21 protein-coding genes and 3 tRNA genes are annotated in these 21323 nt (G+C 71.7%); 9 read left to right on the top strand and 15 right to left on the bottom strand.

Features of this window, described 5'->3' with window-relative positions; all coding sequences use genetic code 11:
- Window positions 1-113: 113 nt before the first annotated feature.
- A complete protein-coding gene (gene leuC / locus AB0C20_RS03970; RefSeq protein ID WP_357190694.1) occupies window positions 114-1559 on the bottom strand; it encodes a 3-isopropylmalate dehydratase large subunit in 1446 nt (481 codons plus the stop codon).
- A 49-nt stretch (window positions 1560-1608) separates the two neighbouring features.
- On the opposite strand from leuC, the gene AB0C20_RS03965 reads away from it, so the two are divergent.
- Window positions 1609-2295 carry an IclR family transcriptional regulator gene (locus AB0C20_RS03965; RefSeq protein WP_007456408.1) on the top strand — a complete coding sequence of 229 codons (687 nt, stop codon included), beginning with the start codon at window positions 1609-1611 and terminating at the stop codon, window positions 2293-2295.
- A gap of 280 nt (window positions 2296-2575) precedes the next feature.
- Here the strand turns inward: AB0C20_RS03965 and AB0C20_RS03960 are convergent.
- From AB0C20_RS03960 to AB0C20_RS03945, 4 genes are all read right to left on the bottom strand, one after another.
- Window positions 2576-2648, bottom strand: a tRNA-Glu gene (locus tag AB0C20_RS03960).
- Window positions 2649-2822: 174 nt separating this feature from the next.
- A tRNA-Glu gene (locus tag AB0C20_RS03955) sits at window positions 2823-2895 on the bottom strand.
- Window positions 2896-3029: 134 nt separating this feature from the next.
- Window positions 3030-3101: transfer RNA gene (locus AB0C20_RS03950), tRNA-Gln, on the bottom strand.
- A 108-nt stretch (window positions 3102-3209) separates the two neighbouring features.
- On the bottom strand, window positions 3210-4013 hold the full coding sequence (locus tag AB0C20_RS03945) for a fumarylacetoacetate hydrolase family protein (protein WP_091393135.1): 804 nt from the start codon (window positions 4011-4013) through the stop codon (window positions 3210-3212).
- A gap of 174 nt (window positions 4014-4187) precedes the next feature.
- Here AB0C20_RS03945 and AB0C20_RS03940 point away from each other — a divergent pair, with 174 nt between their 5' ends.
- Both AB0C20_RS03940 and AB0C20_RS03935 read left to right on the top strand, forming a co-directional pair.
- Window positions 4188-5648: a hypothetical protein gene (locus AB0C20_RS03940; RefSeq protein WP_357567261.1), complete on the top strand. Its 1461-nt coding sequence runs from the start codon at window positions 4188-4190 to the stop codon at window positions 5646-5648.
- A 34-nt stretch (window positions 5649-5682) separates the two neighbouring features.
- Window positions 5683-6549 (top strand): 3-methyladenine DNA glycosylase, encoded by an 867-nt coding sequence (locus tag AB0C20_RS03935; protein WP_357190698.1) that lies wholly within the window; start codon window positions 5683-5685, stop codon window positions 6547-6549.
- Window positions 6550-6596: 47 nt separating this feature from the next.
- Here the strand turns inward: AB0C20_RS03935 and arfB are convergent, their stop codons facing one another.
- The 7 genes from arfB to AB0C20_RS03900 all read right to left on the bottom strand — a co-directional run bounded on the left by arfB (window position 6597) and on the right by AB0C20_RS03900 (window position 12191).
- Window positions 6597-7022 carry an alternative ribosome rescue aminoacyl-tRNA hydrolase ArfB gene (arfB, locus tag AB0C20_RS03930; protein WP_357190700.1) on the bottom strand — a complete coding sequence of 142 codons (426 nt, stop codon included), beginning with the start codon at window positions 7020-7022 and terminating at the stop codon, window positions 6597-6599.
- 34 nt (window positions 7023-7056) lie between these two features.
- Entirely contained in the window at window positions 7057-7353 is a 297-nt protein-coding gene (locus AB0C20_RS03925) for a hypothetical protein (protein WP_357190702.1), read from the bottom strand.
- 98 nt (window positions 7354-7451) lie between these two features.
- Complete coding sequence (locus AB0C20_RS03920) at window positions 7452-8336, bottom strand: trypsin-like peptidase domain-containing protein (protein ID WP_357190704.1); 885 nt, start codon at window positions 8334-8336, stop codon at window positions 7452-7454.
- Between the two features lie 38 nt (window positions 8337-8374).
- Complete coding sequence (locus tag AB0C20_RS03915; protein ID WP_357190706.1) at window positions 8375-9334, bottom strand: VWA domain-containing protein; 960 nt, start codon at window positions 9332-9334, stop codon at window positions 8375-8377.
- The gene (locus tag AB0C20_RS03910; RefSeq protein WP_357190708.1) at window positions 9331-10344 is read right to left on the bottom strand and encodes a DUF58 domain-containing protein; all 1014 of its coding nucleotides are present in this window, start codon (window positions 10342-10344) and stop codon (window positions 9331-9333) included. The genes AB0C20_RS03915 and AB0C20_RS03910 overlap by 4 nt, the downstream gene beginning before the upstream one ends.
- Window positions 10341-11390 carry a MoxR family ATPase gene (locus AB0C20_RS03905; RefSeq protein ID WP_357190710.1) on the bottom strand — a complete coding sequence of 350 codons (1050 nt, stop codon included), beginning with the start codon at window positions 11388-11390 and terminating at the stop codon, window positions 10341-10343. The genes AB0C20_RS03910 and AB0C20_RS03905 overlap by 4 nt, the downstream gene beginning before the upstream one ends.
- Window positions 11391-11684: 294 nt before the next feature.
- A complete protein-coding gene (locus tag AB0C20_RS03900) occupies window positions 11685-12191 on the bottom strand; it encodes a hypothetical protein (RefSeq protein WP_357190712.1) in 507 nt (168 codons plus the stop codon).
- A 386-nt stretch (window positions 12192-12577) separates the two neighbouring features.
- Here AB0C20_RS03900 and AB0C20_RS03895 point away from each other — a divergent pair, with 386 nt between their 5' ends.
- On the top strand, window positions 12578-13516 hold the full coding sequence (locus AB0C20_RS03895) for an endonuclease/exonuclease/phosphatase family protein (protein ID WP_357190799.1): 939 nt from the start codon (window positions 12578-12580) through the stop codon (window positions 13514-13516).
- A 127-nt stretch (window positions 13517-13643) separates the two neighbouring features.
- On the opposite strand, the gene cimA is transcribed toward AB0C20_RS03895, so the two are convergent.
- Entirely contained in the window at window positions 13644-15227 is a 1584-nt protein-coding gene (gene cimA, locus AB0C20_RS03890; protein WP_357190714.1) for a citramalate synthase, read from the bottom strand.
- A 316-nt stretch (window positions 15228-15543) separates the two neighbouring features.
- Between cimA and AB0C20_RS03885 the strand changes: the two genes are divergently transcribed.
- From AB0C20_RS03885 to AB0C20_RS03870, 4 genes are all read left to right on the top strand, one after another.
- Entirely contained in the window at window positions 15544-15738 is a 195-nt protein-coding gene (locus AB0C20_RS03885) for a hypothetical protein (RefSeq protein WP_357190716.1), read from the top strand.
- 2 nt (window positions 15739-15740) lie between these two features.
- Entirely contained in the window at window positions 15741-16271 is a 531-nt protein-coding gene (locus tag AB0C20_RS03880) for a carboxymuconolactone decarboxylase family protein (protein WP_357567259.1), read from the top strand.
- An 83-nt stretch (window positions 16272-16354) separates the two neighbouring features.
- Complete coding sequence (locus AB0C20_RS03875; RefSeq protein WP_357190720.1) at window positions 16355-16813, top strand: PRC-barrel domain containing protein; 459 nt, start codon at window positions 16355-16357, stop codon at window positions 16811-16813.
- A gap of 55 nt (window positions 16814-16868) precedes the next feature.
- A complete protein-coding gene (locus AB0C20_RS03870) occupies window positions 16869-17639 on the top strand; it encodes a tyrosine-protein phosphatase (RefSeq protein WP_357190722.1) in 771 nt (256 codons plus the stop codon).
- A 52-nt stretch (window positions 17640-17691) separates the two neighbouring features.
- Here AB0C20_RS03870 and AB0C20_RS03865 read toward each other — a convergent pair whose 3' ends face one another.
- Together AB0C20_RS03865 and AB0C20_RS03860 are read right to left on the bottom strand one after the other, a co-directional pair.
- Window positions 17692-18789, bottom strand: a complete 1098-nt coding sequence (locus AB0C20_RS03865) for a branched-chain amino acid aminotransferase (protein ID WP_357190724.1) — start codon at window positions 18787-18789, stop codon at window positions 17692-17694.
- A 156-nt stretch (window positions 18790-18945) separates the two neighbouring features.
- A complete protein-coding gene (locus AB0C20_RS03860; RefSeq protein ID WP_357190726.1) occupies window positions 18946-19977 on the bottom strand; it encodes a 3-isopropylmalate dehydrogenase in 1032 nt (343 codons plus the stop codon).
- Window positions 19978-20205: 228 nt separating this feature from the next.
- Here AB0C20_RS03860 and AB0C20_RS03855 point away from each other — a divergent pair, with 228 nt between their 5' ends.
- The gene (locus tag AB0C20_RS03855; protein WP_357567257.1) at window positions 20206-21048 is read left to right on the top strand and encodes an FAD:protein FMN transferase; all 843 of its coding nucleotides are present in this window, start codon (window positions 20206-20208) and stop codon (window positions 21046-21048) included.
- Window positions 21049-21323 lie beyond the last annotated feature (275 nt).

The raw sequence follows: 21323 nt of genomic DNA, 5'->3' as shown, positions 1-21323 counted from the left end.
GGTGTTGCGCAGCACCAGGGCGAACGGTTCGTAGCGCGTGTCGGTGATCATGCTGAGCGACAGCAGCGCGGCGATCACGGCGGCGGCGAGCAGCACCATCTCGTCGGTCCCTTCTACAGGTCGGCGGGGGCGGCCAGCCGGCCGACCACTGCGGTGGCGGCGGCCACCGGCGGGGAGACCAGGTGGGTACGCCCACCCCGGCCCTGACGGCCCTCGAAGTTGCGGTTCGAGGTGGAGGCCGAGCGCTCACCCGGCTTCAGCGTGTCGGGGTTCATCCCCAGACACATGGAGCAGCCGGCGAACCGCCACTCGGCCCCGGCGTCGGCGAAGACCTTGTCCAGCCCCTCGGCCTCGGCGGCCTCGCGCACTGCGGCGGAGCCGGGCACCACGAGCATCCGGACGCCGTCGGCGACCCGGTGGCCACGCAGCACGTCGGCGGCGGCCCGCAGATCCTCCAGGCGGCCGTTGGTGCAGGACCCCACGAAGACCACGTCGATCGGCAGCTCCCGCAGCGGGGTGCCGGGGCGCAGGTCCATGTACTCCAGGGCCCGGCGGGCGGCGGTGCGCTCCGAGTCGGTGGTGAACTCCTCAGGGTCCGGCACCGGGGCGCTCAGCGGCGCACCCTGCCCGGGGTTGGTGCCCCAGGTGACGAACGGGGTGATCTGGCTGGCGTCCAGGGTCACCTCGGCGTCGAAGCGCGCGCCGTCGTCGGTGGGCAGCGTCCGCCACCACTGGACCGCCGCGTCCCAGTCCGCGCCCTGCGGCGCGTTCGGTCGACCCTTGAGGTACGCGAAGGTGGTCTCGTCCGGCGCGATCATGCCGGCCTTGGCGCCCCACTCGATGGACATGTTGGCGATTGTCATTCGCCCCTCCATGGAGAGGGCACGGATCGCCTCGCCGCGGTACTCCACGATGTGCCCGCGACCTCCACCGGTGCCGACCTGCGTGATCAGCGCGAGCACCAGGTCCTTGGCGGTCACACCGGGCGCGAGCTGGCCGGTGACGTTCACGGCCATCGTCTTCGGTCGGCTCTGCGGCAGCGTCTGGGTGGCCAGCACGTGCTCCACCTCGCTGGTGCCGATGCCGAAGGCGAGCGCGCCGAACGCGCCGTGGGTGGCGGTGTGCGAATCGCCACAGACGATCGTCAGGCCCGGCTGGGTGAGACCGAGCTGCGGGCCGATCACGTGCACGATGCCCTGGTTGTCGTCGCCGAGCGGGTGCAGTCGCACTCCGAACTCGGCGCAGTTGCGGCGCAACGTCTCGATCTGCGTACGCGACGTCGGGTCCGCGATGGTGAGCAGGTCACCACGACGGAGGCGGAACGCCGGGTCGGCGTACCCGGTCGGGGTGTTGTGGTCCTCGGTCGCGAGGGTCAGGTCGGTACGACGCACCCGGCGCCCGGCGAGCCGCAGCCCGTCGAACGCCTGCGGGCTGGTCACCTCGTGCAGCAGGTGCAGGTCGATGAAGAGCAGGTCCGGCTCACCAGCGGCGGACCGTACGACGTGCGCGTCCCAGACCTTCTCGGCCAGGGTCCTCGGCTCAGGAGTGACTCCCACCATCTGGACATCCTAAATTCTGGGAGGTAAGTTTCGGCTTGTGGGACACAGTATGAGCGGTGTCGGCGTTCTCGACAAGGCGGTGGTCATCCTGGCCGCCTGCGTGGACGGCGCCAGCCTGGCCGAACTCGTCGAACGCACCAAGCTGCCCCGGGCCACAGCACATCGCCTGGCCCAGGCCCTGGAGATCCACCGAATGCTGGTGCGTGACACCCAGGGCAGATGGCGGCCCGGCCCCCGCCTGGGCGAGCTGGCCAACGCCGCACCGGACGTTCTGCTGACCGCCGCCGAGCCTCTGCTGGCCGCGCTGCGCGACGCCACAGGCGAGAGCGCGCAGCTCTATCTGCGCCGCGCCGACGAGCGGATCTGCGTGGCGGCGGCGGAACGCGCCAGCGGCCTACGGGACACCGTTCCGGTCGGCTCGGTGCTGCCGATGACGGCCGGCTCCGCGGCCCAGATCCTGCTCGCCTGGGAGCCGCCGGAGGCGGTGATGCCGCTCCTGCCGCGCAGCAAGTTCACCGGCCGCACCCTCGCCGAGGTACGCCGCCGTGGCTGGGCGCAGAGCGTCGCCGAGCGGGAGGCCGGTGTGGCGAGCGTCTCCGCCCCGATCCGCGACCGCACCGGCCGGGTCATCGCCTCGGTCAGCATCTCCGGCCCGATCGAGCGCCTGGGCCGCCGCCCCGGCGAACGCCACGCCATGGCCGTAGTAAGAGCCGGCCAACGCCTCTCCGGCCTCTAACCCGCACCCCCGCCCAACCCCTGCCCAACCCCCGCCCCCTCCCCTGCCCAACCCCCGCCCCCTCCCCCGTCCTCCCACCCTGCCCGCGCCGCGCCCTCCCGCCCCAACCCGACCGCTCCCGGTGATCAAGAGCTTTGCGTCACCGCCTGCCGCGTGTCGTGACGCAAAGCTCTTGATCACCAAGGGCGAGGGGTGGGTGGCAGAGGCGGGGTGGGGTGGGGCGGGGTGGGATGGGGGACGAGAAAGGCTCATCTCGCGTCGCGAGATGAGCCTTTGGTTGTAGCCCCGACCGGATTCGAACCGGCGCTACCGCCTTGAGAGGGCGGCGTCCTGGGCCGCTAGACGACGGGGCCAGAACTTTTCCGTTCACCACCCTCGCGGGCGGTGCGAATGTAGTCTAGCGGCACCGTACCCGGGCACGAGCGCGGGGTGCGCCGTCACCCGAGGGCCTGGGCGTGGGCTGGAACGGGCGTGGCGGCGGACACGAAACAGCCCGCCTCACGAGGTGAGACGGGCTGTGCACGCTGTAGCCCCGACCGGATTCGAACCGGCGCTACCGCCTTGAGAGGGCGGCGTCCTGGGCCGCTAGACGACGGGGCCAGAACAACTTTTGCTCCCCCACCTTACCGGTGGAGGAGCTGCACTCTACCGAAGACCACCCTCCGCCCCCGAAGGGGCGGAGTCGAACTCCGTCAGAATCCAGCGTCTGGAAATTCTCGCGAATTCCAGCAGCGCTGGGGTACCAGGACTCGAACCTAGACTAACTGAACCAGAATCAGTCGGGCTGCCAATTACCCCATACCCCATTGGCCCCTTGCGGTGCCGGGAGTGAACTTTACCCTCCCGGTACCGACAGGCCAAATCCGATCCCCCCGAACCACCCGTGAGCTGCGGAAGCAGGGGCATCAGACGGATCAGGCGACGGGCACCACCGGGTTGGTGAGCTCGCCGATGCCGTCGATCCGCACGGTGACCGTATCCCCCTCGACAAGCGGGCTAACCCCGGCTGGAGTGCCGGTGAGAACCACGTCGCCGGGCAGCAGAGTCATGACGTGCGAGATGTACGACACCAGGCCCGGCACGTCGAAGACCATGTCCTTCGTCCGGCCGAGTTGGCGTACTTCCATCTCCTCCGGGTTGCGACCCACCTCACACCGGATCTCCAGGTCGGAGACGTCCAGCCCGGTGGTGATCCACGGACCGATCGGGCAGAACGAGTCGAAGCCCTTGGCCCGGGTCCACTGCCCGTCCGAGCGCTGGAGGTCCCGAGCGGTGACGTCGTTGGCGCAGGTGTAGCCGAAGATGGCGCGTTCGGCGGCGGCGCGGTCGGCGCGGCGCGCGCCTGGCGCCCCGATCACGACCGCCAACTCCGCCTCGTGCTCTACCTGCTTGGAGAAGATCGGCAGTCGGATGGCGTCCCGGGGGCCGATCACCGAGGTGGACGGCTTGAGGAAGAGCAGCGGCTCCTTGGGCACCTCGTTGCCGAGCTCGGCGGCGTGGTCGGCGTAGTTGCGGCCGACGCAGACGACCTTGCTGGGCAGGATCGGCGAGAGCAGCCGGACGTCGGAGAGGGCCCAGCGGGCCCCACTGAAGGAGAGATTGCCGAACGGGTGGCCCTCGATCTCGGCGATGGTCAGGCCCTGCGGCCCGGCCTCCGCTTCGCCTTCGACGGCACCGAACGACATTCCCTTGGCATGGGCGAAACGAGCGATACGCACCCGGCCAATCTAGCGCCGCCGACGCCCCAACCGGCCAGGACAGGCGGTCGGGTGTGCTCAACCCGTCAGCGCGCGGCACCCTATCGGAGCTGGAGGTGACCGGGGCGGGTTTCTCGACTTCGTACCCGCACGGAGGCGGCTCGCCCCTAGCGTCGGCTCCGGAGGTTCGTTCGTATGCCTGCATCGACACGACACCACAGAGCCCTCGCAGTGTTCGTGCACTGCCTCGGCATCCTCGCCGCCGTGCCGGCCCTGCCGACGGCGGCTCCGGAGGCGGCGGCCGCGCCACGACCACCGGCCGCCACGCCACAACCAACGGCGGCCACGCCACAGGCACCGGCCGCCACGGCACCACCAACTACGGCCGCACCACCACCGGCCGCCACACCAGCACCAGCGGGAACCCGGCCGCCGGTGGCGATGGTCGCGCGGGTGACAGAGCCCACCCCGCCCTCGGCACCACCGGCGGTGGCACCACCGACCCGGGCACCGGCGTCGGCGCCCCCGCAACAGGTCACTGTGGCGGTCGCGACGGAGAGCAGCCCGGCACCGAGGTACCGGATCCAGGTGCGCAACGTGAGCAACTCGCCGTTGGAGACCACTGTGCGACAGGAACTGCCGCCCGGTTCGTCGACGACAGCGATCAGCGGTGGTGGCCGATCCACCCCGGCTGGCGGATCGGCCACCGAGGTGACCTGGCGCTTGCGGCTGCCCGCGCACAGCACGACCACCCTGGGCACCGCGCTCGCGGCGACCGCGCCGGGCCGGCCGCTGACCGCGCCGACCTGCGCGTTCACCAGTGACGGCAGCCGGCCGTACGACTGCGCCACGGCCACCTGGCGGGCGGCAGCGGCACCGGCGGCCGAGGTCGACGAGGCGCCGCCGTGGCGTCGCTACCCGGTGCTGCTCGCCGGCCTGGCGGTCCTGCTGCTGATCAGCGCCGCCCTGGTGTGGGTGTGGCGGCGTCGGCGCGGGCGTCGGGTGACGGCTGCCGCGCTGTCCACCGGCGGCGGCGCCGAGGGTGGCCGCGGGACGGTCTATCCCCGCCCGGCAGCGCCGAGTCCGGTGCGGCGTCGGCGTACCCCGCCGGTCTGGATGTTGGTGGGCGCCGCCGTCGTGGTGCTGGCCGGCGTGGTCGGCACCGCGGGTTGGACGGCGACCCGGCAGGTCGCGGCGATCGACACGCAGAAGCAGCCGACCAGCGGCGCCTGGGTGGGCACCGCGGTCGCCGGGTCGCTGGGCGTGCCGCTGCGCGAGTCGGCGTTCGAGTTCACCGTGTACCGGATGACCTGCGGCGCGCCCGGCACCGCCGGGAAGGCCAACGGCGGCGGTGCCGCACCGGCCAACGGGCGACGATGCGAGGCCACGGTAGGCGTGCGCAACGTCACCGGCGAGCACCAGCCCTGGCACAGCGAGCTGCAACGGGCGTACCTGCCCGGTGGGCGCTGGGTGAGCACCGACGAGTCGGCCACCCGGACGGCGAACCTGGGTCGGGACGTCTTCGCCGACCCGATGGCGGCTGGCACCCGGATGGTGCTCCCGCTGGTCTTCACGGTCGACGGGCGGGACCCGCCCCAGCAGCTGGAGCTACGCAGCGGGGTGTTCTCCGCCGGGGTCCGGGTGCAGATGCCCTGACCGGTGTGCGGGCGGCGGTCGTACCCTGGGATGCGTGACCGCCGCCCTCGCCCCCGCCGTGCTCGACGCGACGCAGTGGCAGGCTCGCCGACGGGCCCACGAGGAGCGGGTGGACGTCTGGCTGACCCCGCACCTGGCCCGGCGACGACGCGGTGAGCGGCACCCGGTGGCCGACTTCCTGTTCACCTACTACTCGCATCGCCCGGCCCAGCTGCGGCGCTGGCATCCGGGCCCCGGGGTCGAGCTGCGGGACGCCGATCCGGCCGAGTTCGGCCGCGACTACCGCGCCGGCACCGCCGGGGTCACCCTCGACACCGATGGGGTACGCGCGCGGCGCGGCGAGTCGATCGCCTGGATCCGCTCCCTGCTGGCGGCGACGCGCGGACGTGCGCCGCACTTCGGGTGCTTCGGGATGCACGAGTGGGCGATGGTCTACCGGCAGACCCGAGAGGAGCTGCGGCACAACGCCTGGCCGCTGCGGCTCAGCGCGGAACGCACCGCCGATGTCGTCGAGGAGCGGGGCGTGCGGTGCAGCCACTTCGACGCGTTCCGGTTCTTCACCGCGCCGGCCCGCCCGTTGAACCTGCTCAGCCCGACCCGGGAGACGCAGCACGCGCACGAGCAGCCGGGCTGCCTGCACGCCAACATGGATCTGTACAAGTGGGCGTACAAGCTGTCGCCGTTGGTCTCCTCGGAGCTGGTGGCCGACGCGTTCGACCTGGCCCGGGACATCCGCACGTTGGACATGAGGGCCAGCCCGTACGACCTGGCGGCACTCGGCTACCCGCCGGTGCGTGTGGAGACTCCGGACGGCCGGGCGGAGTACGCGGTGGCGCAGCGCGGGTTCGCCGAGCGGGCCGCCGTGCTGCGCGACCGGCTGCTCGCCGCCGTCGCGGACTAGTCGTCGTCCCGGATCAGTCGCTGTCCCGGATCAGTCGCCGTCCCGGATCAGTCGTCGTCGGCGCGGCGGTCCCGCTTGCGCTGGGACTGGCGTTTCTTCTCGGCCAGCCGGCGTTCCTTGGCCCCCCGGGACGGGCGGGTCGCTCGGCGGGTCGGCGGTGGGGGCGCTGCGGCCTCCCGCAGGAGGGCGGTCATCCGGGCCCGGGCCGCCTCCCGGTTGGCAAGCTGGGCCCGGTGCTCGCTGGCGGCGATCGTCAGCACCCCGTCGACGAGGCGGTTGGCGAGTCGGGCCAGCGCCCGCGGCCGCAGCCAGTCGGGCACGGCCGGCGAGTTGGCCACGTCGTAGCTCAGCTCGACCCGGGAGTCAGCGGTGTTCACACCCTGCCCGCCCGGCCCCGACGAGCGGGAGAAGCGCTCCCGTAGCTCCCCGGCGGGGACGACCCACCGGTCGGTCACCCGCAGTCCGTCGTCCACGCCCCGAGGCTAACCCGCGACGAACCGCCGGGGGTCATCGGTGCGGAGGCTCACTCTGCGTCGGGGACTGGCTGGGCGCTGGCCCGGCGGTCTCCTCGTCGGAGCCGACGGCCGCGTACGCCACAGCGCCGAAGAGCAGCACCCCGATCACAGCGGCCTTCACGACGACGCCGCGGATCAGTGACCAGGCGCCCCGGCGAGCGCCTGGCACCGATTTCTTGACGGTCTGGTAATCGTTCCACCCGCGTCGTGCCCGGGCGTACGCCGACCCCACTGCACATCCGATGATCAGGCCCACCAGCAGGAGGACCGTGAGAAGAGGACGCTCCACCTCCGCCAGTATCCATACCGAACGTAATATTTCCATGGTCCGATGCCGTCCGGCCGGATATCCGACAGTGGTGGCCCCCGTCGGGGCGTTCGGGCAGCTCAGCCACCCTTGCCGATGATCGTGTCGGCGGTCTGCTGCACCTGGTCGATCGGGATGGCGAACCCGATGCCGATCGAGCCGTTTCCATCGATGGTGGCGATGGCGGTGTTCACCCCGACCACCTCTCCGCGCGCGTTCACCAGTGGCCCACCGGAGTTGCCGGGGTTGATGGACGCGTCGGTCTGCACAGCGGTGTGCCGGTTGTTGCCGAGGCGCACCTGCCTGTCGAGCGCGCTGACGATGCCCGCGGTGACAGTTCCGGCCAGACCGAGCGGCGACCCCACCGCGAGCACCGGCTCACCGACCCGGGTCGCGCCCGGCTTGGCCAGGGGCAGCGGGGTGAGACCTGCCGATGCCGGCACCTTCAGCACCGCCAGGTCGCTGCGCGGCTCCCGTCCGACCACCTCGGCGGCGAACCGGCGGCCGTCGGGCAGTTCCACTGTCACCGGGCCGCCACCCGCCTTGGCCAGGATGTGGTCGTTGGTGATCAGGTGCTGTTGGTCGTCCACAGCGAAGCCGGAGCCGGTCGCGGACCCTCCGGTCGGGGATCCACCGCTCGCGGACCCGCTGGTCGTGCCGCCGGCCAGCACCGACACCACCCCGGGTACGGTCCGCTCAGCAGCGGTGACCAGCTCGGCCGGCACCGGGGCCGCGGACGCCGCAGCCGGGCCACCAGCCCCGTCCCGGCTGGCCACCACGCCGCCGGCGAGAGCGCCGGAGACGGCCGAGACCGCCACCACGCCCAACACGGCGAGCAGCCGCCCGGGGCGTCGCCCTCCCGGGTCGCGCTCGGGCGTGTCCCACCACCCGCGCCCGTCCGGGTCGAGTTCCGGAGAGATGAACCAGGGACCGCGCGGTTCGCCCAGTCCGGTCTGCACTGCCATGCGTACTCCTCACTGTCGACGTCGGGTGTGCGTGGCGGTCAGGGCAGCCGGGAGAACCAGCGCATCGAGCCGGCGGCGGCGCCCATCGCGAACACCAGTCCGAGGCCGATGAACCGGGCCGAGATGTCCTGCCGCTCGGTGCGGTAGCCGACCGAACTGCCGATGTCGTCGTAGACGGCCCGCAGCTCGTCGGTGGTACTGGCCTCGTGGAACATGCCGCCGGTCTCCTCGGCGACCGCCTTGAGGGTCTGTCCGTCCACAGGCACCTGGATGGGCCGTCCACCTCTGTCGACGAACCCGGACGGGGTGCCGAACGAGATCGAGTGCACAGGCACCTCCGCCTTCACCGCTTCCGCTGCCGCCTCCATCGGGTCCATGCCGGAGGTGTTGGCGCCGTCGGAGAGCAGGATGACCCGGGCGGGTGGTGTCTCCTTCGCGGCCTCGCTGTCCAGGCTCTTGACCGCGCCGAGTGAGGTGTTTATGGCCTCGCCGATGGCGGTGCCCTGGACACCGGTGATGCCCTCGGCGAGCCTGTCGATCCCCTCGTCGAGGGCGTCCCGGTCGGTGCTCGGGGGCACCAGCACGGCGGCACTGCCGGCGAACGCGACGAGACCCACGTTGAACTCGTCGGGCAGGCCCTCGACGAAGCGCCGGGCGGCCTCCTTCGCAGCGGCCAGCCGGTCCGGTTCGACGTCGGTGGCGAGCATCGACGTGGAGACGTCCACCGCCACCATCACAGTGGCCCGTTCCCGGGGCACCCGGACCTCGGCGCTCGGTCGGGCGAAGCCGACCACGAGCAGCGCCAGCATGGCGAGAAAGAGCCCGGCCGGTACGTGCCGACGCCAGGCGGGCCGCTCCGGCGCCACCCGGTCCAGCAGCCGCAGGTTGGTGAAGCGGACCGCGTAGCGGCTGCGTCGCCGCTGCAGCACCAGGTAGGCGACGACCAGGGCGAGCACGCCGAGCAGCAGCCAGAGTCGCAGCGGCGACTGCCAGATCACGCGGCACCTCCCCGGGGCCGGCCGGCCGGCGCGGCGGCCAGCCGACGCTGGGCGTGCACGTGCCGGACGATGTCGGCGCTCCAGTCGCCGTCGGTGCGCAGCGGCAGATGGGTGGCCCCGCTGCGGCGCAGCGCCTGGTGGACCTGCTCGCGCTGGGCGGTGGCGGCCTCGGCGTACCGCTCGCGCAGCCCACGGTCCGATGTGCACACCTCACGGTGCCGACCGGTCTCCGGGTCGACGAGCGTGATGAGGCCGACGTCCGGCAGCTCCAGCTCCCGCGGGTCGGTCACCTCGATCGCCAGCACCTGGTGCCGGACGGCCAGCCGGCGCATGGTCCGCTCCCAGGGCGCTGTCTGGCCGGGATCGTCGGGCAGACCGTCGAGGAAGTCGGAGACCACCACGACCAGCCCACGCCGATTGGCGATGCGGTGCAGCGCGTCGAGGCCGTCGGCCAGATCCGGCGGTCGGGCCGCCGGCCCACGCCCCGGCCGATCGGTGGGCGCCGTGGCCCGGGGGGCGGCGAGCAGCGCGCGGAGCAGGGACAGCAGATGGGTACGCCCGCTACGGGCCGGGAAGCGGCGTACCCCGTCAGCGCGCAGCACCTGTGCGCCGAGGCGGTTGCCGACGCCAGCGGTCAGGAAGCCGACCGCCGCGACGGCGGCCACCGCCAGTTCCCGTTTGTCCAGCTCGGCGGTGCCGAACTCCATGCTGGCGCTGCCGTCGACGAGCAGCCAGGTGGTCAGCTCCCGGTCGGCGTCGACCTGCCGGACGTGCGGCACCGCGGTCCGGGCGGTCACCGCCCAGTCCATCCGGCGGACCTCGTCCTCGCCCGGCCGGTATTCGCGACTGCCGGAGGGTTCGCTGCCGGGACCGGGCAGCAGACCACGGTACTGGCCGTGCAGCAGGCCGTTCAGTCGGCGCGTGACGGTCAACTCCAGGCGGCGCAGGCGCTGGTCCGGGGCCAGCTCGGCCAGGCCGGGGTCGGCGGGCGCGACGGCGGCGCGTCTCATGCCGCCGCCAGATCCGGTGTCTGCTGCGGGTGTCCGGTGGCCAGCCGGGGCGGCGGCACCGCCTCGACGAGCCGTCGCACCACGCTCTCGGCCGACACCCCGTCGGCCACCGCGTCGAAGGAGAGCACCAGTCGGTGGGCGAGAACGTCGACGGCGAGCTCGCGGATGTCCTCGGGCAGCACGTACTCCCGCCCCCGCAGCAGGGCCTGTGCCCGGGCCGCCGCGACCAGGCCCAGGGTGGCCCGGGGGCTGGCCCCGTACGCCAACAGCGGGGCGATCTCCGGCAGCCCGAACCGGCCGGGGTCGCGGGTGGCGAGGATCAGCCGCACCACGTACTCGGCCAACGCGTGGTGGACGAAGACCCGCTCGGCGTGGATCTGGAGGTCCCGCAGCCGTTGCGCGTCGAGCACCCGGCGCGGGGTCGGCCGGTCGGTGCTCATCCGGTAGAGGATGGCCAGCTCGTCGGCGTCGCTGGGGTAGTCGACCACCACCTTCATCAGGAACCGGTCACGCTGCGCCTCCGGGAGCTGGTAGACCCCCTCGGACTCGATCGGGTTCTGCGTGGCCAGCACCAAGAATGGCTCCGGCACCGGCCAGCTGCGCCCGCCGATCGAGACCTGCCGTTCGGCCATCGCCTCCAGCAGCGCCGACTGGACCTTGGCCGGGGCTCGGTTGATCTCGTCGGCCAGCACCAGGTTGGCCATGATCGGGCCCAGCTCGATGTCGAAGGTCTCCTTGGACGCCCGGTAGATCCGGGTGCCGACGATGTCGGAGGGCACCAGGTCCGGGGTGAACTGGATCCGGGAGAAGGTGCCGCCGACCACCGTCGCTAGGGTCTGCGCGGCCAGTGTCTTGGCCACGCCGGGTACCCCCTCCAGGAGGCAGTGTCCGTTGGCGACCAGGGCGGTGAGCAGGCGTTCGACGAGGCGATCCTGCCCGACGATCACGCGTTTGACCTCGAAGAGGGTCTGTTCCAGCTCGATGCCGGTCGGCTCCGGATCGACCGGGCTGGGCATGCTGGCCAGGGTGTCCGAGATGTCCGTCACGGTGCTTGCTTCCCTTGGCACACGCTCGGCAAACGTGGGATTGTGCGGCAGGGACCGGCCCGGAGTGGCCGGAATGGGGATGAGCCGCGCGGAAGGGTGACGACCGTCGCGAGCCTGCCGAGTCACGGACAACCGGCGAGGGATCGGCCAGTGTGCGCCCGACTGACACGAACCGGTCGAGGAGGGCCCGACGCTTTCTGGGCTGCCGATCCGGGCGGGCGGCGCGCGCCGGGCAGACAGGGTCCGGCCCCCGCGCCGGAGGCGACGGGGGCCGGGTGTCGGGTGTCGGTTCGGTCAGGGTGTGTGGGTGAGCAGGGTGAAGCCCAGGTTGGCCGGAGTCCCGGCCGAGTTGCGGGTCTGTACGAAGACCGCGTTGGGCGTCAGCAGCCGCGGCGCGACCGACACCTCGCCACCCGGTGGGATGCAGCAGGAGCCGGACAGTGAGAGCGTCGCCAGGAAGGCACCAGCCGTCACGTTGTGACCGAAGATTACCTCGTACTCCCCGACGCCGTACTTGACCACTGTGCCGCCGCCACGCGCCTTGGTGCCGTTGGAGTTGACGACGGTGTAGACGTTGGTGGCCACCAGTGGGGTGGCCGCGTTCGCCTTCAGCGCGGCTTTCGCGATACGCGCCGACTCGGCGCTGACCGGCGGCTGGGAGTTCGTGCCGCGTGCCGGCTGGACCGTTTCCTGCGGCGCCTTCGCGGACGGCTGGGCGATAGCGATGCCCCCGCCGGCGAGACTGAGCCCCAGGACAGCGAACGTGACCGCCGCCACCTTACGTCGGAAGGATGTGCTCATGACAGGTCCCCCTTGTGTGACCGTGCGAATTCGGCCGACCCGCGGGGCGGGACGGATGACTGCCCATAAATAGGCGTACGACGACAGTTGGGCCGGGGAAAGCTGCCTCGCTCACACCCGACGAGATTGATTTACCACCAATCCTTATCCCCTCTGAGCTGCGGTTACTACTCAGAGTTGCGTCGCTTAAGCCAGATGGAACGTAGCACCGGAAAAAGCCGCCAGTCAATAGTTGATCTCGCTTTTCCGGGGTGTCAACCAACCGTCAGATAATTGTGAAATGTGAGCGCATCGCCATTCATGAAATGGGTTCGTCGGGCCCGACTACGATCACCGTCGTGATCGTCGACGCTCCACGCGCGCATCGGAACGCTCGGCTCGGCACTGTGCTCTGCTGGCTTGCCGTCGTACCCACCGCCCTCTGGGCGGCCGTCCGGCTGCTCGGCCTGGACCGGGGGCCGTTGGTGCAGGCGCTCGCCTTCACGCCGTACGTCGCGGGGGTCAGCGTGCTGGTCCTGGCCCTCGCGCTCGCCCTGCGGCGCTGGTGGCCGGCGGCGCTCGCGGCAGTGGCGGCGGTGGCGTTGCTCGGTACCGTCGCACCTCGGGCGCTGGCCGACAGGCAGCCGGCGGCGGGCGGGCCGACAGTGCGGCTGCTCACCGCCAATCTGCTCGCCGGCGCCGGCGACGCGCGGACACTGGTGGAGCTGGTCCGGCGACACCAGGTGGACGTGCTCACAGTGCAGGAGTTCACCCCGGACGCGCAGGCCGCCCTGGATCAGCTCGGCCTGGCCACGCTACTGCCGCACCGGCAGCTCAACCCGGAGATCGGCACCCCCGGCTCCGGGCTCTACTCGCGGTGGCCGATCACCGACGGCGGCGTCCGACGCAACCTCGAAGGCTGGGGCTTCAGCCAGGCGTACGCGACGGTGTCCGTCCCCGGCGGGCCCCCGGTCCGCGTCGAGTCGGCCCACCCCTCAGCGCCGTACGCGCTGGACCAGGTGGGTGCCTGGCGTGCCGACCTGACCGCCCAACCACCGGCCACCCCGGACGGTGGCCTGCGAATCCTCGCCGGAGACTTCAACGCGACCCTCGACCACGGTCCACTGCGAGCCCTGCTGCGCAGCGGTTACGTCGACGCCGCCGACGCCGCCGGAGAGGGCCTGACCGGCACCTGGGGTCCGTACGACGGTGACCTCATCCCACCCGTCACCATCGACCACGTCCTTGTCGACCACCGGATAGCGGTCCGCTCGGTGCAGGTGCTCGCCCTACCCGGCAGCGACCACCGCCCCGTCCAAGCCACCCTCACCCTCCCTAACCCCTAACCCACCCCACCCCGCCCCACCTCGTCGATCTTGCACTTACTGTCCCGGCATCAGCGACAAAAGCCGCAGACCGTCGACACAAAGTGCAAGATCGCGGGAGTGGGGGGTGGGGCGGGGAGGCAGCGGGTTAGACGGGGGTGGGGGCTAGGCCGTAGGTGAGGGCGTCTACCAGGGCGTGCCAGCTGGCCTCGACCACGTTGGGGTGGACGCCGACAGTGGTCCAGTCCCGGCCGCCGCCGTCGGAAGTTTCCAGCAGGACCCGGGTGACAGCGCCGGTGCCGTGGCTGCCCTCCAGGATCCGCACCTTGTAGTCGGCCAACTCGAAGTCGCGCAGCTGTGGATAGTGCCGCGCCAGCCCTACCCGCAGCGCTTCGTCGAGGGCGTTGACCGGGCCGTTGCCCTCGGCGGTGGCGATCACCCGCTCACCGCGGACCCGGATCTTGACGGTCGCTTCGGAGACCACGGCGCCGTCCTCGCGGTGCTCGACCAACACCCGGTACGACTCCAGGGTGAACGGTCGGGCCGGGCTGCCCTCCGGCAACTCGGAGCGGACCAGCAACTCGAAGGAGGCATCGGCCGCCTCGAAGGACCAGCCACCCGCCTCCAGCTCCTTGACCCGCTTGGTGACCCGGGTCAGGGCTTCCGGGCTGCCGGCCAGGTCCAGGCCGAGCTCACGACTCTTGAGCTCGACGCTGGCCCGGCCGGCCATCTCGGTGATCAGGATCCGCATGTCGTTGCCCACCACCGACGGATCCACGTGGTTGTAGAGCAACGGGTCGACCTTGATCGCGCTCGCGTGCAACCCCGCCTTGTGGGCGAAGGCGGCGGCCCCGGCGTACGCCTGGTGGGTGTCGGGGGCGATGTTGGCGATCTCGGCGATGGCGTGCGAGACCCGCACCATCTGCGCCAGGCAGCCCTCCGGTAGGACGGGCATGCCGAGCTTGAGTTGGAGGTTGGCGACGACAGCGAAGATGTCGGCGTTGCCCGGGCGTTCGCCGTACCCGTTGGCGGTGCCCTGCACGTGGCGGACGCCCGCCTCCACGGCGGCGATCGTGTTGGCCACCGCGCAGGCGGTGTCGTTCTGGGCGTGCATACCGAGCAGCGCGGCGTCGATCCCCAGCCGGGTCGTCAGGTCATGGATCACGGCGGTCACCTGGGACGGCAGCATGCCGCCGTTGGTGTCGCAGAGCACCATCCGCTCGGCGCCGGCGGCGAGCACTGTCTGCACCACTGCCGCGCCGTACGCGGGGTCGTGCCGGTAGCCGTCGAAGAAGTGTTCGCCGTCGACGAAGACCCGACGCCCCTCGCGGACGAGGTGGTTGACGGTGTCGTGGATCATGGCGAGGTTCTCGGCGCCGGTGGTGCGCAGCGCGCGCTCGACGTGCCGGATGTCGGCCTTGGCGACCAGCGCCACGGCCGGGGTCTGCGCGTCCAGCAGGGCGCGCACCTGGGGGTCGTCCGCGACCGCGACGCCGGCCTTGCGGGTGGCGCCGAACGCGACGAGCACGGCGTGCCGCAGATCCAGCTCGGTGCGGGCGCGGCGGAAGAACTCGGTGTCCTTGGGCACCGCGCCCGGCCAGCCGCCCTCGATGAAGCCGACGCCGAACTCGTCGAGCAGCCGGGCAACTGCCAGCTTGTCGACCACCGAGTAGGTGAGCCCCTCGCGCTGGGCGCCGTCGCGCAACGTGGTGTCGAAGACCTGGAACGTCATCAGGATCCTTTCTCGGAGCAACAAAAAGACCTCCCGCGGATGCGGGAGGTCTGCGCGCTCGGCAGAGGGGAGAGCCGGCGCGCTAGGTCGCAATAATCAGGGCGGTGCTGGTCACGATGGCCACTCTGCCACCCCTCCCCCGTATATGGGAGGAGCAATCCACATAGCGGGACGGTGACGGAGGGTTCGTTCGCCCCGGACCGCCGCTCGTGATCGGCTTCACAAGCCACCAGGCCAGTCATCGGTGGAAACAGCAATGCGGAAGCATCTGGAACGGATCCGATGATGGCCACCGTGCCGTCTGCAAGGAGGACCTGTGCTCACCGTCAGTGACCGCTTACCTGAGCACGGACCCGCCGCCTGCGTATCGCTGGGCGCCAACAACGCGTCCAGGACGATCAACCACACGTCCCACGAGGGCACGTGGTGCGTGGTCTTCGTCGGGCCGATGGGTTTCACCTCCATCAGCCCGACGGAGATCGCCGACGAGATCCCCGCCGCCGGAGTCTGACCATGGGCCTGGACGCGATCACGGCAGCCATGCCGGAGTACGCCAAGGACATCAGGCTCAACCTCGGCTCCACCATCGGTTCCTCGGCGTTGACCCCGGCGCAGACCTGGGGCACCGCGCTGGCCTGTGCGGTGACCGCCCGCAACCCTGTCGTGTTGCGGGAGATCGCGGCCGAGGCGCTCGGGCACCTCGGGCCGGAGGGTGTCGAGGCGGCCAAGGGCGCAGCGGCGATCATGGCGATGAACAACATCTACTACCGTGCCAAGCACCTGATCGGCGACGAGCAGTACGCCTCGATGCCGGCCCGACTGCGGATGCAGATCATCGCGAGGCCGGGGGTGGACAAGGGCGACTTCGAACTCTGGTGTTTCGCCGTGTCGGCCATCGCCGGCTGCGGGGTGTGCCTGGAGTTGCACGACAAGAAGCTGCGCGGCAGCGGCTTCGCCCGGGAGCAACTGCACGAGGCCCTGCGGATCTCCGCCGTGGTGCACGCCGCGGCGGTCACCCTGGACGCCGAGGCCGCCCTGGCCTGAGCCTGTCGCCGTTTCCGGCCCCCGACAGCCGGGTAGCTCCTGCGGAGACATGAGTTGATCGGTGACAGTCAGGAGTGAACGGCATGGACAGGATCGATCCGCACGCCACCCACGCCGGGCCGGACCCGCTGCGCGGCGGTGACCAGGGCGCGGTGGCCGGCGGCGCGCCGGCCGGCACGTTCGACCCCTGGCGCTACCGGGACCAGGCCGGCGTGGCCGACGTCGACCTGGTCGGCTACAAGGTCGAGGCCACCGACGGTGGAATCGGCAAGATCGACAGCGCCAGTCACGAGGTGGGCGGCAGCTACCTGGTCGTGGACACCGGGCCCTGGATCTTCGGCAAGAAGGTGATGTTGCCGGCCGGCACCGTCAACCAGGTCGACCACGACCAGCGCACCGTCTCCGTCGACCGGACCAGGGACCAGATCAAGGCCGCCCCGGAGTACGACGAGACCAGCCACAGCGACCCGAACTACCGGGATCAGCTGGGTGGCTACTACGACGAGACGTACGGCGCGCTCCCGCCCGGCACCGCACGGTGACTGTTCGACCCGACGGCCGGTGGGGCGCTGCCCCACCGGCCGTTACCGTGAGGGCGTGGACGCCATCGACGACAGCCGACAGATTTCGCTCCCCGCCACCTTCAACTTCCGCGACGTCGGTGGCTACCTCGGCCACGACGACCGATCCGTACGCCGAGGCCGGCTCTACCGCTCCGACTCGCTGCACCGCCTCACCGAGCAGGACCGGGACGCGTTCGCCGCGATCGGGATCCGCACGGTCATCGACCTACGCCGCCCCACCGAGGTGGAGCGCGACGGCCGGGTGCCGGAGTACCAGGGGCTGACCTACCGGCACATTCACCCGGAGCACGCTGACTGGGCGGGTACGCCACACGAGGAGGGCGCCAGCCTGGCCCGGTACCTCGCGGACCGGTACGCCGACCTGGCCCAGACCGGCACCGCCGGGGTGGCCGAGGCGGTCGGCCTGATCGCCGACTCCGCCAACGCCCCGGTGGTGGTGCACTGCGTCGCCGGCAAGGACCGCACCGGCATCGTGTGCGCGTTGACCCTCGCCGTGCTCGGCGTCGACGACGCTGACATCACAGCGGACTACGCGTTGAGCAGTGCGGCGTCGGCCCGGTACAGCGCCTGGCTGGCCTCCATCAACCCGGGCGGCGTGGACGTGCCGGCGCCGTTCCTGAGCTCACCCGCCGAGGCGATGCAGATCTTCCTGGACGAGCTGCGCGCGGGGCACGGCTCGATCGAGGCGTACCTGCGCCACGCCGGGGTGACCGACGAGCAGCTCGCCGCGCTCCGTGACCACCTGCTCGACGAGCCCTCAAAGGCGCAGCCCACCGACGCGTAGGGCCGACTGCGCCGGCCCATCCGGTGGACGGGCCGGTGCAGCGGCAGAGAGATCAGAAGACCCGCTGCACCCAGCCGTGCGGGTCGGCAGTCTTGCCCCGCTGGATGTCGACCAACTGCTGACGCAGGGCCATGGTGACCTGGCCGGGCTCGCCACCACCGATCAGGAACTCGCCGTCCGGGAAGCGGACCCCACCGATCGGGGTGACAACCGCTGCGGTGCCGCAGGCGAACACCTCCCGCAGGCGCCCGCTGGCGGCGTCGGCCTGCCAGTCGGCGAAGCTGACCGGCCGCTCCTCGACCTGGTGCCCGGCCGCGCCGGCCAGCGCGAGGACGGCGTCGCGGGTGATGCCCGGCAGGATCGTGCCGGTCAACGGTGGGGTGACCACGGTGCCGTCGTCGTAGACGAAGAAGACGTTCATGCCGCCCAGTTCGTCGACGAACCGGCGCTCCACCGCGTCCAGGAAGACGACCTGGTCGCAGCCGGCCTCGATGGCCTCCGCCTGGGCCGCCAGCGACGCGGCGTAGTTGCCGCCGCACTTGGCAGCGCCGGTGCCACCGGGCGCGGCACGGGTGTAGTCCGGAGAGACCCAGACGGTGACCGGCTTGACGCCACCGGTGAAGTAGGCACCGACCGGTGAGGCGATCACCATGTAGAGGTACTCGTTGGCCGGACGGACGCCGAGGAAGACCTCGCTGGCGAACATGAACGGGCGCAGGTAGAGGCTGCCGTCCTCGCCGGTGGGGATCCACTCGCGGTCGATCTCGATGAGCTTGTGCAGCGAGTCGACGAACACCTCCGGCGGCAGCACCGGCATCGCCATCCGCTGCGCGGAGGTGGCGAAGCGGGCCGCGTTGGCGTCCGGCCGGAACATCGTCACGCCGCCGTCGGCCGTGCGGTACGCCTTGAGCCCCTCGAAGATCTCCTGCGCGTAGTGCAGCACCGCGCTGGCCGGGTCCATCGGGATCGGGGCACGGGCTTCCACCCGGGCGTCGTACCAGCCCTTGCCGTCGGCGTAGCGGACGGTGACCATGTGGTCGGTGAAGACGCGGCCGAACCCGGGGTTGGTCAGCAGTGCGGCCCGATCGGCGGCGGATATCGGCGCGAGATTCGGACGGATCTCGAAGTCGAGCTTGTCACCACCGCTCATCGCGCTGACCTCCCTGCGGAACAACGGCATGCGGGACCGCACACCGACATGGCTGTGCCAGAAACTTACCCCGAACGGTCGTTAAGCGGGTAGCGCCGGTCGGGCTGCCAGTGGCAGACCGGCTCCGAGACCGGTCTGCCACTCGGGCCGGGGTGATCAGGCTACGGCGTGGGCGGCGAGCCGGTCGCCGACCTCTTCGGTACGCAGCGTCACGCCCGGCACGCGGCTGGCCAGCTCGGCGGCGACCGCCGCGTTGACCCGGGCGGCCGACTCGCCGTGCCCGAGCTGCTCCAGCAGCAACGCGGCGGAGAGCACCGCAGCGACCGGGTCGGCGATGCCCTGGCCGGCGATGTCCGGGGCCGAGCCGTGCACCGGCTCGAACATCGAGGGGTACGCCCCCTCGGGGTTGATGCAGCCGCTGGCGGCCAGCCCGATGCCACCGGTGACGGCTGCGGCGATGTCGGTGAGGATGTCGCCGAACAGGTTGTCGGTGACCACCACGTCGTAGCGCTGGGGCTGCGTGACCAGGAACATGGCCGCCGCGTCGACGTGCTGGTACTCGGTCTCGATGTCCGGGTGCTCGGCGGCGACAGCGTCGAACGTACGCGCCCAGAGCGACCCGGCGTGGGTGAGCACGTTGGTCTTGTGCACGAGGGTGACCTTGCGCCGCTCCCGGCGGCCGGCGCGGGCGAACGCGTCGCGGATCACCCGCTCCACGCCGTGCCGGGTGTTCAGGCTCTCCTCGGTGGCGACCTCGGCCGGGGTGTCCCGGTGCAGGGAACCACCGGCACCGGCGTAGAGCCCCTCGGTGCCCTCGCGCACCACGACGAGGTCGACCTCGCCCGGCTTCACGTTGCCCAGCGGACCGGCGACACCGGGCCAGAGCCGGGACGGGCGCAGGTTGACGTACTGGTCGAAGGCGAAACGGAGCTTGAGCAGCAGCCCACGCTCCAGCACACCCGGCGGGACCGTCGGGTCACCGACCGCGCCGAGCAGGATCGCGTCGTGCCCGGCCAGCTCGGCCAGCACCGAGTCGGGCAGCACCTCTCCGGTACGGTGCCAGCGGGCGGCGCCGAGGTCGTACTCGGTGGCCTGCACGTCGGGCAGCACCGCGTCGAGGACCTTGCGGGCCTGCGCGACCACCTCGGGCCCGATGCCGTCTCCGGCCACCACCGCGATCCGCGCCACGACCGCACTCCTCTGCTCAACGGTTCCGTCTCGGCAACGGTACGTCGCCGTCCCGCCTCCCGGTACGCAGCGTCCAAGATTTGGGATGCGGGGATGCACAGCACCCTCTCAGCTGGGACTCATGGGGCGGTCATCTCCGCTGCCTACGGTAGTGCTCAGTGGGTCGCGGGGGCCTGCTGACCGACGGGGTCGCGGTGACGCGGCGCCATGTGCGAGGGGGCAGATGCGATGCGCATCGACGAGCAGCCACGGACCCGCTGGCCGGACCCGTCCGCGTTCCGCAACCGCCGGCCGGACCTTCGACTCGGCAGCCGCCGGCACCGGATCGACCCGGCCGCGGCCACCGAGGGCCGGATCGCGGTGCAGCACACCGTACGCACAGCGACCGCCGAGTACACCCTGCTGCTCAACGCACCCGAGTGGCTCGGCCGCCGGGGCGTGGGCGAGGCGCTGCGGGACAGCGTCGCCGAGCTGCGCGCCATCGACCTCACCTACGGCCCCAACCGACCGGAGAGCCTGGTCTCCCGGCTTCGTCGGGGCGAGATCAGCCCGGAGTCGTACCCGCCGCTCGCCGACCTGGTGGACCGCTGTTCCGCGATGCGCGCGGCCACCGACGGGTGGTTCGACGCCTGGGCGGTGCCCGGCGGCTTCGACCCAGGCGGCCTGCTCGGCGGTTGGGCTGTGGAACGCGCCGCCGAGCGGCTGCGCGCCGCCGGCATCCACGACTACGCCGTACTCACCGGCGCCGACCTCGTCGTCCGGGGCCGCGCGCCGCACGGCGGGCCCTGGCGGGTCGCTGTGCACCACCCGACCGCACCCGAGCGCGCGCCGCTGGTGCTGGAGATGACCGCCGGAGCGGTCGGCACCTCCGGGGTGACCGGACGGCAGGGGCACGTGGTGGACCCGCACACCGGCGAGCCGGCCGATCACCTCGTCGCCGCCACAGTGGTGGGCCCCGACCTGGCGATCGCCGACGCCTACGCCACAGCGCTCTACGCCGCCGGCCCCACCGGCCTGGCGTGGTTCCGGGGCAACTCCGACTATCGCGCGCTCTTCGCACACCGTCGCTGAGCCGGTCGGGCACGCGATCGGCCCCCACAGTCTCGGCAACGACAGTGAGGGCCGATCAGCGACGAGTGCGCGTGGCTCGCGCAACCGAGGGGTGCGGACCGGTCGGGCCGGACGTCGACCGCGCCACCCGAAGACGGGCCGGCGCCTCGAACTCGGCCAGTGACCGCAGTGCGTACGCTAGCGAATCGACGCAACTCGACGCAAGAGTCTCCACACCGGACCGTCGTGGCCGGAGCCGGCGGTAATCGGTGGTTGACCGGCGGCGAGGCAGTTTC

Origin of the sequence: Micromonospora sp. NPDC048843 (assembly GCF_040649965.1) — a bacterium.
GTDB classification, from domain to species: domain Bacteria; phylum Actinomycetota; class Actinomycetes; order Mycobacteriales; family Micromonosporaceae; genus Micromonospora; species Micromonospora hortensis.
The sequence above is the reverse complement of the archived record's forward strand: the minus strand, read 5'-3'. Positions and strand labels throughout refer to the sequence as shown.

Excerpts from the sequence above, each read along its gene's own strand:
- leuC (WP_357190694.1), bottom strand. The coding sequence starts at position 1,559 with ATGGTGGGAGTCACTCCTGAGCCGAGGACCCTGGCCGAGAAGGTCTGG.
- AB0C20_RS03965 (WP_007456408.1), top strand. The coding sequence starts at position 1,609 with ATGAGCGGTGTCGGCGTTCTCGACAAGGCGGTGGTCATCCTGGCCGCC.
- AB0C20_RS03940 (WP_357567261.1), top strand. The coding sequence starts at position 4,188 with ATGCCTGCATCGACACGACACCACAGAGCCCTCGCAGTGTTCGTGCAC.
- AB0C20_RS03920 (WP_357190704.1), bottom strand. The coding sequence starts at position 8,336 with ATGGCAGTGCAGACCGGACTGGGCGAACCGCGCGGTCCCTGGTTCATC.
- AB0C20_RS03910 (WP_357190708.1), bottom strand. The coding sequence starts at position 10,344 with ATGAGACGCGCCGCCGTCGCGCCCGCCGACCCCGGCCTGGCCGAGCTG.
- AB0C20_RS03900 (WP_357190712.1), bottom strand. The coding sequence starts at position 12,191 with ATGAGCACATCCTTCCGACGTAAGGTGGCGGCGGTCACGTTCGCTGTC.
- cimA (WP_357190714.1), bottom strand. The coding sequence starts at position 15,227 with ATGACGTTCCAGGTCTTCGACACCACGTTGCGCGACGGCGCCCAGCGC.
- AB0C20_RS03880 (WP_357567259.1), top strand. The coding sequence starts at position 15,741 with ATGGGCCTGGACGCGATCACGGCAGCCATGCCGGAGTACGCCAAGGAC.
- AB0C20_RS03875 (WP_357190720.1), top strand. The coding sequence starts at position 16,355 with ATGGACAGGATCGATCCGCACGCCACCCACGCCGGGCCGGACCCGCTG.
- AB0C20_RS03865 (WP_357190724.1), bottom strand. The coding sequence starts at position 18,789 with ATGAGCGGTGGTGACAAGCTCGACTTCGAGATCCGTCCGAATCTCGCG.
- AB0C20_RS03855 (WP_357567257.1), top strand. The coding sequence starts at position 20,206 with ATGCGCATCGACGAGCAGCCACGGACCCGCTGGCCGGACCCGTCCGCG.